The organism is Desulfurobacteriaceae bacterium, from assembly GCA_039832905.1.
Classification (GTDB): Bacteria; Aquificota; Aquificia; order Desulfurobacteriales; family Desulfurobacteriaceae; genus Desulfurobacterium.
Genome location: JBDOLX010000101.1, coordinates 1 through 10,428 on the forward strand (window position 1 = coordinate 1; position 10,428 = coordinate 10,428).

The window sequence follows — 10,428 nt, forward strand, 5'->3', positions numbered from 1 at the left end:
AGGGTTTACAGGTTTAGGGGATTGATAGAGAGTATTTTTGGAGGGATTAAGCAGGAAGTAGGGAGTTATGAGAGGACGAGGAGTTTCCATATAGCTCAGTTGTTTGTTTTGGCAAAATTTATCCTCTTTAATCTGGGTGTTCTCTTTTTAGTGTGGTGGATTTTTCAAACAGCCTCTCATTATTAAGAGAAGTAGCTATCTATTAACATCAACATTTACAAATACAAACATTAGGGGAGATACAGCGTACGGCGTAAGCCGTTGTTTGCTATAATCGTAGCAGGCGGTAACCAAGCCTATCGGTCTTTGAGCAAGTGAATAGGCCGGGTGTGCTACCAGTAGTTGACCCATCTACCTGAATTAATGGTAGATGCGGGGAGGGGACTGGTAGCGGATTCGCTCACCATACGAGCGGTAGGGCTGGAACGGCCAGAACTTACGCCCGTGGAGAGGGCTAACGCCCTCGTTGAAGCGGGAAGCTCCTCATTTCAATGAGGAGTAGTTCACGCAAGCTTTGCTATCTTATAAAATCCAAAAGACTTAACTTGCTCATTTTTGAAAGGAGTAAAAGGTTCATTTGGTACATTGCCTCGTAGCGGGACATTTGAGTTAAAGTTTCTTCAAGCTTTGCATTTTCAAGTTTGTCGGTTTCCTTAGAAATGCTTACCTCTTTTTCTCTTAATCTATCTTCGGTGTAATCCAAAAACTCCAGGTCTGCTCCTATACTTTCCCTTATTTTGTTGAAGGATACCATTACATCGTCTATGGTTTTAATGGCATAGGAAATAAAGTCTGTAGCCGATACGGTGTAGCTAATACCGCCTAAGAAACTTGAGGTTTTATCTGCTCCAGAAGAATCTTTCACATGAATGTTCGTAACTGTCTTGCCGGGATTTTTAGAAGCTAATTTTAAGATAAACCTATCTCCTGAAACGGGCTGAATTTCGGCTCTCACCTCCAAGTTTTGAGAGGATACCTTTTTATTGATTTCGTTCACTAAGTCTTCAAGAGTCATATCCTCTTTGGCTTTTATCTCAATAACATTACTGTCAAATTCAAAAGAGAAAGTGTCCCCTTTATTCAAAACAACATCGTCAAGCTGAGCAGAATCTTTTGTTGAAGCGAAAGGTTCTCCTTTAGAAAGAACCGCAGATTCTAAAATAGAAAGAACATTCCATATCTTGGATATTTCGTCTGCAATGACAACGTTTGTTCTTACCTTCCTTTTGTCATCTACGAAAACCTTTCTTTCTACATAGTCTCCCAAATAAATAATTTTACCCGAGGAGTTGTTTATTATTAGGGAAGAAGGTGATATTTCTTTCGGAACAATTCTTCCCCCCGTATCAGTTATGTTTGTGAATCTCAAATCGTGGTCGCCCGTGATCAATGAAAGGTAGTTTTTTCCGTCGGTGGTCTTACGGATAACAGCTTCTGCATTTATACCTTTTTCGTCAAATAATTGGTCTAAAGCCTTTTTGACATCGGCAAGTCCCATGTCCTGGTCTGCTTTAAGAGTTACTGAATACACATCTCCTGTTCTTATGTTTTTTATCTCTACTACGAGCTTTTCTCCTTTTGCTAACACCAGTTGGGGGAAATCACTTACAGTATTACCGGACGCATCGGTGTATTTCTTTTGTGGATTACCCAAGATTGTCCCGAAATTGAACTGAGAAGGGGGTAAAGAAGAATTGCCCGACCTGATAAACAACCTATAGCCGTTACCTGTGCCAACCGCACTCGCAACCACAGGAATATTTCTTTGGGAAGCAATGGTATTTATCCTTTCTACGAGTTCTCCTAAGGTCATATCGTTTAACGCCTTTATGTAAATATTGGCATCTCCTATGGAAAAGGAAAAGCTTTCTCCTGCTTTAAGAGCCGTGGAATCTAAGCTTTCAAGTTCATTGTGAGACAAAACTTCGGTATTATAGATGTTGCCAAAAGAGTTGTAACTTTTGAGTTCAGAATAGGCAAAGGTAAAAGGTTGATTGTAAACTTTACTCCCAGCAAAAATGTAAGAACCGTAAAAGGTAGAGTTTGCGTATTCAAGAAGCTTTTTCTTTAGAAGCGAAATTTCTGTGGCAATTGCAGAAGCTTCTGTATTGAGCTTTATACCGTCTGCCCTTACAGCATTGTATCTTGCTCGTGAGAGTATGTCTTCAAAAATGCTATCCATAACGTGAGAAGCAAACTCTAAGGGCGGTTCTGCGAATTGGATGTTCTTCTTATATCTATCAATGTTTCTAAGGTTATCATGATTTACTATCACTCTCACAGTATCAAAAGGATTGTCCGATGGTCTTTGGAGTTTTTTGAGTGTAGTTGCTTCTAAACGTTTTTTGGCTAAAATGGTATCTCGAATTAACTTGTTTTGCTGATACAAGTCCCCTATACGTGCCATTTTTTTCCTCCCAAAAAATTACCTTACCAAGTTTATAACCGTTTGGAGCAATGTATCAGCTACAGTTATTATTTTTGAAGCGGCTTGGAACTGTTTTTCTAACATCATTAGCTTAGCCAATTCCTCGTCCTTGTTTACTTCTGAAACAGATGACCTTTTTTCTTTCAAGGAGGAGAGTATAGAATTTTTGATGCTCTTGGTTTCTTTAGCATCTTTTACTTCAACTCCTATTTGGGAAGAAATCTGAGCAATATACTCGTTAAAAGTTAAAGTTTGGCTTGCTAAGACTTTCTCGTCTTTAAGTGCTACTATTTTTAAAGCCAGTTCGTTGTTGCCTTCTTCGTGTGGTCTCGTTGCCGTAGCTATCAAGTTTGGATTGGAAACGACGGTGGGCTCAACCGTTATGTCGGCAGCTCCTGTACCTTTGAAGAAATTGAGACCTGTAGTACCTGCAACAGAAAAACCACTCCTGTGAACGGAATTGACGGTGTTAATCAAGGTTTTTGCAAATTGGTCTAAATATGCTAAATATTTAGGTATTTCTTCGTTATTGGCCTTTAATTGTGCTGCTAACTTTCCCTTAGTGGGTGTTATCCTTAAGGGGTCTTTACCTGTTAACCAGTAAACGGAAACGTAGCCTGTAGGAGAAACACTTCTTGCTAATCTCCAATAGGTATTGCCGGCGACAAGGAGTGAACCGGAAGGTCCATAAACAGTGACCGACTTATCCGGTTGCTCTACGTAAGTTATATCTAAGAGCTCGGCAAGGTCGTTTAACGCTTTCTGTCTTTTGTCTTTTAGTTCTGAAGCTTCTTTTTTTGGTCTGTCATTTTTTGAGATAGCTTCGTTATATTTTGCTATATCGGAAAGTAGCTTGTTTATCTCGGTCAAGGACACTGCTATATCTTTTTGCACAGTTTTTCTGAGTTCGCCTATCGCTCTGTATTTATCCCGTATGGTTGAAGTTAAGTTTTTGGCTGATTGAATTAGATTAATCCTTACGGGACTTGGAGCTGTCGTATCCGAAGAAGGAGTTGCGGCCTCTTCTGCAAGCTCTTGCCACGCATTCCAAAACTCATCAAGTCTGTGGGTAATACCACCGTCATTAAGTTCATTCAAGACGGATTCTATTTGAGATAAAGAGCTTTCAAGTTTGCTATAATAGTTATACTCCTGTATTGTTTGATTAATCCTCTTTTCTAATACAAGGTCAACGCTTCTATACACCCGTGTTATTTCTACGCCCGGGTAAGGAACTGTAGCTTCTTTTGTTACTTTTTGCCTCGAATATCCTTCTGTTCCAGCATTTGTAAGGTTTTGCTCTACTATATTCGTCTCGTATTGAGACGCCAAAAGCCCTTGTTTACCCGTGTTAAACATTGAGAATATGTTCACCTTCTTTACCCTCGCTACTTAGGATTTCCATCATATTAAATGTAAGTTTAGCAACTTCTTCGTGAAGAGAAAAAACTTCTTCTGCTAAGGAAACAAGGTTTGCAGGTAGGGAAGAGCAGTCTTTTAAAGTTTTTTCCAGTTCTTTTAGCAGCCGGCTTTCTTGCTGTAGAACAGACTCAAGTTTATAGCCGTCAAGTTCCAAGAGAGCTTTCTTCCTCTCGTTCAAGAGCTCTTTATACTGTAAAAGTAGTTTTTCAATCATTCAGCAGCTCTTCTATAATGTTTTCAGCTATTGCTCTTGCGTCAAGCTTATAAAGGCCGCTTTCTATGAGGAGTTTAAGTTCTTCTACCTTATTTACTTTGCTCTGGGAGAAAAGGGCGGTGGTTGAAATCTCTGTAACTACCTCTTTATCGCTTGTCGACGTTAAAGAAGATGAGGCTCTGTCTTCTTTCTTTACTCTTCCTTCTGCTCTTTTCTCCCAGACATTCCTAAGGGTTCTCAAACTCACTTTGCCGATTTCCATTTTTTACCTCGGAAGAATAGGAATCTTTAAATTATATATCGCCACTTTCAGTAAGTTGTTAAAATTGAGGTTCACAATGGGAAAGAAAGGAGAGGGAAATGGCAAGTCTGGACGGGAAAACGATTTTGGTTACGGGAGGTACTGGCTCTTTCGGGCGAACTTTTGTAAGGAAGCTATTGGAAGAGTTCAATCCCAAAAAAGTGATAATTTACTCAAGGGATGAGTACAAGCATTACTTAATGCAACAAGAGTTTAAGAAACACGTTCCAAAGTTACGATTTTTTTTAGGAGATGTTAGGGACTACAGGAGGCTTTTGAGAGCTCTTGACGGTATTGATTACATTGTTCATGCCGCCGCCTTAAAACAAGTTCCTCTTTTAGAATACAACCCTCTTGAGGCTGTAAAAACGAATATCTATGGAGCAGAAAACGTTATAAATGCTGCAATAGACGCAGGTGTGGAAAAAGTGATATTTCTTTCAACAGATAAAGCCGTTTACCCGGTGAATCTTTACGGTGCGACTAAGATGGTGGCTGAAAAACTTTTCACATCAGCCAACGTTTATTCGGGTTCAAAAAATCCCCGGTTTGCCGTCGTGAGATATGGAAATGTAGCAGGAAGCAGGGGTTCTGTTATTCCTCTGTTTCTAAAACTTGTAAGGAGCGGAAAAAGGGAGCTTCCCATTACAGACGAGAGGATGACAAGGTTTTGGATAACTTTAGAAGAGGGAGCTAATTTAGTCATTAAGGCTTTGATAGAGGCAGAGGGAGGAGAAATCTACGTTCCCAAAATTCCATCTTTTAGGGTAGTTGACTTGGCTAAAGCTATATGTCCTGAGTGTAGTTTCAAAATTGTAGGAATAAGGCCGGGGGAAAAGCTCCACGAAGTACTGATAACTTCAGAAGAAGCCCGCTCGGCTTACGAGTATTCTGACCACTTTATTATCTATCCTCAAATTTCTTGGTGGAGAAAAGGAAAAGTAAAAATAGAAAGAGGAACTCCCCTTCCAGAAGGTTTCATCTATTCTTCAGATAAGAATCCAGAGTGGTTAAGCATAGAAGATATTCACCGAAGGCTTAAAGAAATTGAAGTAGTTTTTTGAATTTTAAAAATTGTAACTTTTAACGAGAGAGCCTATAAGGAGCTCCCAACCGTCAACTACTATAAAAAGAAGAATCTTTATGGGCAAGGATACCATTACGGGAGGGAGCATCATCATACCTAAAGACATAAGAATACTTGCAACTACAATGTCTATCAGTAGGAACGGCAGATAAACCACAAAAACTATCTGAAAAGCTACCGTAAGCTCGCTTACGAGAAAAGCAGGTATTAACACGGTCAGCGGAATTTCTCGGGGTGATTTTACCTTTAGACCGGCAAGTTCCAAAAAAAATTTTAGTTCTCTTTTCCTTGTGTTTTTTAGCATAAACTCCTTAAAAGGTTCAATACCTCTTTGCAAAAATTCAACTTCATTAATCTCCTTAGCAAGGTAAGGTTGCAAAGCAACCCTATTAAACTCCTCTAAGGTGGGACGCATAACAAATCCTGTAAGCATTAAGCTCAGTGTAACGATAACTATTGCTGGAGGAGTGGTGGGAGTACCCATTGCTTGACGAAGAAGAGCTAAAACAATAACTATCCTAGTAAAAGAGGTCATTGCAATTACTATAGTTGGTAGAATAGTCAATACAGTAAGTATAAGGAGAAGTCTTAGTGAAGTGGCTAAGTTTTGGCTTAGCTCAGGTGGTAAAACAGAAGCTGGCAAGGCTGTGGCCTCCTTTACTGAATCCTGCACTAATTATACTCTTTCTTTTTAATTTTCTACTGTGCCTTCCTGCCATAGGCGGCATAGGAAGAGCGTTGTATACAGCTTCTGTCTACTATAAGGTTCCCTTCCTTTTGGTTGTAGCAATAGCAGATGTGGAATCCTCTTTTGATCCCTTAGTAATTAACGTGAACAACAGTAAACTAAAGTGTCCCCACGGTGCAAAATGTAGTTACTACTCCAAAGGAACAGTTATAAGACCTTACTCTTTAGAAAGTGCCCAAAAAATACTGAAAGAACTTCACTGTAAAGGCTATAATTACGATGTAGGTTTAATGCAGATAAATAGGAGCTGGATTGACAAATACAATCTTCCGCCGAAAGTTTTTTTGGAGGAAGAGTACAATGCCCTCTTTGGAGCTTTTGTCCTGCGAAAGCTACTTGATAGGTACGGCTACGAGGAAGCTATATGGAGATACAACGGAAACCGAAGTTACTTGCGTAAAGTTTTGCAGAAGATTAACTCCTATCATGTTGGTAACTGTAAATGGAGAAAAAGATGAAAGAGGAAAACTTATCAAGCCTTTCCTTAAATGAATTAACAGATTCTCTGGACGAAGTTATTGATTCTTTGTTTATAGATGACAAAAAAGAGGAAAGGAAAGAAGAAAAAAAGGCAGATAAAATAGAGATAGAAACTGCGATTTGGGAGCTCCTCCCTAAAGACAAAGTTACTGCTAAAGTTAAATGTTTTTTAAAAAGTGAAGGAATTGAAGTAGAAGTAGATGTAAGTTTCAAAATAGATTCTATAGATGGCAATAAGATAACCTTAAGTTCACCAAGTTTTGTCTTTGTATGGAAGTGTTTAGAAAAAGGTAAAGATATCTTGCTACTTAGCAAAGATGGTAATTACCTTTTAAAAGGTAATGTGGAAGAAATAAATTTGCGAAAAGAAAACTTAGTAGTCTCTCTTTATGGGGAAGCAATAAAATATCCTCGTCAGCTATTCCGGGTGGAAGTCAATCCTAAAGAACCGATATATATCGTTATGAAGATAGAAAACAAACCTGTAGTTGCAGTAGTGAAAGACATAAATGAAGAGGCTTGTTCATTTGTCTATACCCCTCTTCCTCTCCTACCAGGAGACGTGTTCGGAGCAGTTTTACGTTTTCCTGACGGGAAAAAAATAGCCATTCCCAACGCAGAAGTTCTAACTGTCAGAAGAGAAAATGGCGGACTTAGGCGCTACATCATCAAGATAAAAGTTAATGAAACAGAAAGAGCATACCTTAGAAGATTCTTGATAGAAAGACAAAGAGAAATTTTAAGGAAGCTGAGAGAATTATGAGAATAGCTTTGCTCTTTTTATTCTTTGTTATTCTTTCCTTTTCGGCCTATGGTAAGGACACAAAAGAAGAGGAAATGGAAATATTTTTTGAGGCAACCTCTATATGTTCAAAAGAATCCCCAGCAAAATGTGCATCCTTCATAAGAAAAAACTTAGATAAAATCAAAAGTCGCAAACTTTCAAACAGACTGCTTCTAATTTACGCAGAAGCTCTTTTTAAGATGGGAAACACCCTTCAACTCAAAGAGGCTATACAAAAAATATCTCCTCAAGAGCTCAGCACCGTTGAAAGAAAAAAATTATCAGTAATAAGAAACTTTCTCCTTCTTCAGCAAAATCCCCAAGAAGCCTTAGATGAATTCCTGAAAAACTGGAACAGTTACATCCTTACGATTCCTGTTGAAAAGATATCTGCCTATGTTGAAAAAGCCACTAAACTTGGTAAATGTAACGTTAGCCTTAAATTCACTTCTTACCTTTTATTGGCCTACCCGGATTTAAACTTAACTCCCAAAAGCACTTTCCAAACAGCTATGTGCTTTTACAGGAAAGGGAACTATACCAAAGCTTTTAGTCTTTTTTATAGGATACACCTTCTCTATCCTACCTTCAAACCCAACGTTGTGAAAATGTACCTCATTCACTCTTCACTTCTTGCCAGGAAGAAACTTAAAGTAGTTTCCGACCCAGAAAATTTCTTATACAGTTTAACTTTAGCCCCCCCTTCTAAGGATGCTTTCAAAGTATATTTGGATTTCCTGACTAAAAAGTTCAAGATACTGAACCGGACACTTTTCCTAAGAGGAATCAGAACAATCATAGCCGCGAGGAAGTATAAGATTAACCTAAACGATTATGCTACTTCCCTTTTCAGTCTCTACATTCCTTACGAGTACAAAAAACACAACTACAAGAGGATTGTCTACCTTTTTTACAACTTGAAAAGGCAATTCGGACTAAAAGCTAAAAAGCTTTCAGAAGAAGGAAGAAGTTATTTATTTGCTTCATTGATTGAATTTTTAGCCTTTGAAGAAGCAAAAAAGATAAAGGAATCAGGGAAAATCAGATACTCACTTATTCCTGAGCAAACGATAATTTACTATTCCTTTTACAATCTTTCTGAAATTCCCGAAAAAGTTCTTAATTCACCAAAAGCAAGTAATACCTCTAAGCTTTTATACTTACTGAAAGTGAAGAAGAATTTAAAAAACGCAAAAAAGTTTTTTTTCAACGCTTTAAAAAGGCAAGAACAGCTCAACTTCGTACCTGCCTATTTAGCGCATTTTAAGGAGAAAGAAATAGTAAGCTTTTACAGCGGTATAGAAAGATTTGAACCTACGAAGAATAACTACCTAAACTTTCTTCTCTACGAAATTGCTCTTTACCGAACGGGAAGTTTTAATAGAATTCAAAGATTGAAAGACTTGTTCTATAATCTACGAACGGTGGCTGACGATGAAAGTACAGAAATGGCCGACTATATACGCTATGTTGCAAAAAGGAGAGGAGAAAAATTAGATTTACAAATAATAAGTAGATGGCTCTCAAAACTTAAGAGAGGAATTTCCATTGCCTCCAGATAGAGTAGAAAAGCTAATAGGCATTGAAAGAAGCAGAAGGATTTCTGAGTTTGAAAGTACTTCTAAGGTCCACAAAAGTTTTTCTATATACCAAGTAGAGAAAGCTAAGGAAATTAAACTTAAACCCGGTGAAGTTCTGAAAGGCAGGATACTTGCCGTTTTTAATCGGGGAGAGTTTAAAGAAGTTGAAGTTGATTTCGGAAGCTTTAAAGTAAAAGCAAGGTGGAATAGCTATCTAACCCCGGAGGTCGGAAAGAAAATTTTGGTCCTTGTAAAAGAAACATCACCTCAAATTGTATTGAAATTAATAGAAACAAAGGTTGCTAACCTCAGAGAATTTTTCTTAGAAAGTTTTAACAGTAGAGAGGAAGTTTTTTCTTTAGTGAGAAAGCTTGTTGGTACAAACGCTACAGAGCTGAATTTAGAATCTGTTAAAAGACTTGTGGAGAATTCTGGCCTCTTTTTAGAAAACAAGATACACAAAGCTAACTATGAGGGAATAAGTAATGACATAAAAGTAAAATTCCTCTCGCTACTTTCAAAAGTTCCCGGAGATAGGGCAGAACAGGTCTTTAAAGCTCTAAATATATTGGAATCTTACTCAATATCGAACTTACTATCCAAAAATTTTTTTCTTATACCGCTTTTTCTTCCTTACCCTCCGTTCATAAGAGCAGAACTCTTTATAGATAAAAAAAGTTTAAAATTCTTCCGTCAGCAAGGTTTTTTAACAGTGATCATAATTCTAGAACTTGAAAAATACGGCGAAGTGAAAATATCTCTCCTGTTTGACAGAGAGCAAAAGACATTTGACATCGCATTTTCCTCACATTCAAAAGAGCTTTTGAATCTGCTAAAGAAAAATCAGAAAATATTGACAGACATTCTGCAGAGTAAATACAAGATTAAAATCTCTTACAGGCAGGAAGTTCCACAATCTCCAGAGATCCTTTTTAGCGAATTTCCGAAAGAATTGTAGTGAACTACCGTTTCATTTTCCTTTCCTGAATCTCTTCTCTGGCTTCTAAAAAAACTGTTTACTACCCTGCTAGACCATCTGTCATTAATCATTGCTACCCTGAGATAAACAAACTTCTCAACAGCATTAACCGACGGTAAAGCTCCTATTACATTAACCCTCTTCCTTATTTCTTTTATCGCCCTTTCTATCAGGATTCGTTGTATATATCACCTTTTGGATAGATTCAGGATACTTGAGAAAAGTAAGGAGCTTGTAAAGCTCCTTCTCTCAAGACTTTACAACTTTCGGATAATTTGTCCTACCACGACCCCGTGAACTACTCCTCATTGAAATGAGGAGCTTCCCACTTCAACGAGTGCGACCGCACTCTCCACGGGCTAAGTTCTGGCCGTTCCAGCCCTACTGCTCGTATGGTGAGCGACC

General features: G+C 38.2%; 11 protein-coding genes. 6 read left to right on the forward strand and 5 right to left on the reverse strand.

From position 1 onward, the window contains the following. On the forward strand, window positions 1-186 hold a 186-nt coding region (locus ABGX27_07685), incomplete at its 5' end, for an IS5/IS1182 family transposase (GenBank protein ID MEO2069375.1). Between the two features lie 331 nt (window positions 187-517). Here ABGX27_07685 and ABGX27_07690 read toward each other — a convergent pair. The 4 genes from ABGX27_07690 to ABGX27_07705 are packed head-to-tail and all read right to left on the reverse strand — an operon-like array spanning window position 518 to window position 4,326. Beyond that, window positions 518-2,407 (reverse strand): hypothetical protein, encoded by a 1,890-nt coding sequence (locus ABGX27_07690; GenBank protein MEO2069376.1) that lies wholly within the window; start codon window positions 2,405-2,407, stop codon window positions 518-520. An 18-nt stretch (window positions 2,408-2,425) separates the two neighbouring features. Beyond that, complete coding sequence (gene flgK, locus ABGX27_07695) at window positions 2,426-3,787, reverse strand: flagellar hook-associated protein FlgK (GenBank protein ID MEO2069377.1); 1,362 nt, start codon at window positions 3,785-3,787, stop codon at window positions 2,426-2,428. Next, window positions 3,780-4,064: a hypothetical protein gene (locus ABGX27_07700; GenBank protein MEO2069378.1), complete on the reverse strand. Its 285-nt coding sequence runs from the start codon at window positions 4,062-4,064 to the stop codon at window positions 3,780-3,782. The genes flgK and ABGX27_07700 overlap by 8 nt, the downstream gene beginning before the upstream one ends. Continuing rightward, on the reverse strand, window positions 4,057-4,326 hold the full coding sequence (locus ABGX27_07705) for a flagellar biosynthesis anti-sigma factor FlgM (protein ID MEO2069379.1): 270 nt from the start codon (window positions 4,324-4,326) through the stop codon (window positions 4,057-4,059). The genes ABGX27_07700 and ABGX27_07705 overlap by 8 nt, the downstream gene beginning before the upstream one ends. A gap of 98 nt (window positions 4,327-4,424) precedes the next feature. Between ABGX27_07705 and pseB the strand changes: the two genes are divergently transcribed. Beyond that, window positions 4,425-5,429, forward strand: a complete 1,005-nt coding sequence (pseB, locus tag ABGX27_07710) for a UDP-N-acetylglucosamine 4,6-dehydratase (inverting) (GenBank protein MEO2069380.1) — start codon at window positions 4,425-4,427, stop codon at window positions 5,427-5,429. A 3-nt stretch (window positions 5,430-5,432) separates the two neighbouring features. On the opposite strand, the gene fliP is transcribed toward pseB, so the two are convergent. Further along, window positions 5,433-6,095 carry a flagellar type III secretion system pore protein FliP gene (fliP, locus tag ABGX27_07715; GenBank protein ID MEO2069381.1) on the reverse strand — a complete coding sequence of 221 codons (663 nt, stop codon included), beginning with the start codon at window positions 6,093-6,095 and terminating at the stop codon, window positions 5,433-5,435. 95 nt (window positions 6,096-6,190) lie between these two features. On the opposite strand from fliP, the gene ABGX27_07720 reads away from it, so the two are divergent. The 4 genes from ABGX27_07720 to ABGX27_07735 are packed head-to-tail and all read left to right on the forward strand — an operon-like array spanning window position 6,191 to window position 10,002. Next, window positions 6,191-6,658 carry a transglycosylase SLT domain-containing protein gene (locus tag ABGX27_07720; protein ID MEO2069382.1) on the forward strand — a complete coding sequence of 156 codons (468 nt, stop codon included), beginning with the start codon at window positions 6,191-6,193 and terminating at the stop codon, window positions 6,656-6,658. Then, on the forward strand, window positions 6,655-7,443 hold the full coding sequence (locus ABGX27_07725) for a hypothetical protein (GenBank protein MEO2069383.1): 789 nt from the start codon (window positions 6,655-6,657) through the stop codon (window positions 7,441-7,443). Before ABGX27_07720 ends, ABGX27_07725 begins: the two co-directional genes overlap by 4 nt. Next, window positions 7,440-9,026, forward strand: coding sequence for a hypothetical protein (locus tag ABGX27_07730; protein MEO2069384.1), 1,587 nt, complete (start codon window positions 7,440-7,442; stop codon window positions 9,024-9,026). Before ABGX27_07725 ends, ABGX27_07730 begins: the two co-directional genes overlap by 4 nt. Further along, window positions 9,013-10,002 carry a hypothetical protein gene (locus tag ABGX27_07735; protein ID MEO2069385.1) on the forward strand — a complete coding sequence of 330 codons (990 nt, stop codon included), beginning with the start codon at window positions 9,013-9,015 and terminating at the stop codon, window positions 10,000-10,002. The genes ABGX27_07730 and ABGX27_07735 overlap by 14 nt, the downstream gene beginning before the upstream one ends. Window positions 10,003-10,428: the final 426 nt, after the last annotated feature.

Coding starts and splice junctions, on each gene's coding strand:
- ABGX27_07725 (MEO2069383.1), top strand. CDS start 6,655: ATGAAAGAGGAAAACTTATCAAGCCTTTCCTTAAATGAATTAACAGAT.
- ABGX27_07705 (MEO2069379.1), bottom strand. CDS start 4,326: ATGGAAATCGGCAAAGTGAGTTTGAGAACCCTTAGGAATGTCTGGGAG.
- ABGX27_07690 (MEO2069376.1), bottom strand. CDS start 2,407: ATGGCACGTATAGGGGACTTGTATCAGCAAAACAAGTTAATTCGAGAT.
- flgK (MEO2069377.1), bottom strand. CDS start 3,787: ATGTTTAACACGGGTAAACAAGGGCTTTTGGCGTCTCAATACGAGACG.
- ABGX27_07700 (MEO2069378.1), bottom strand. CDS start 4,064: ATGATTGAAAAACTACTTTTACAGTATAAAGAGCTCTTGAACGAGAGG.
- pseB (MEO2069380.1), top strand. CDS start 4,425: ATGGCAAGTCTGGACGGGAAAACGATTTTGGTTACGGGAGGTACTGGC.
- ABGX27_07730 (MEO2069384.1), top strand. CDS start 7,440: ATGAGAATAGCTTTGCTCTTTTTATTCTTTGTTATTCTTTCCTTTTCG.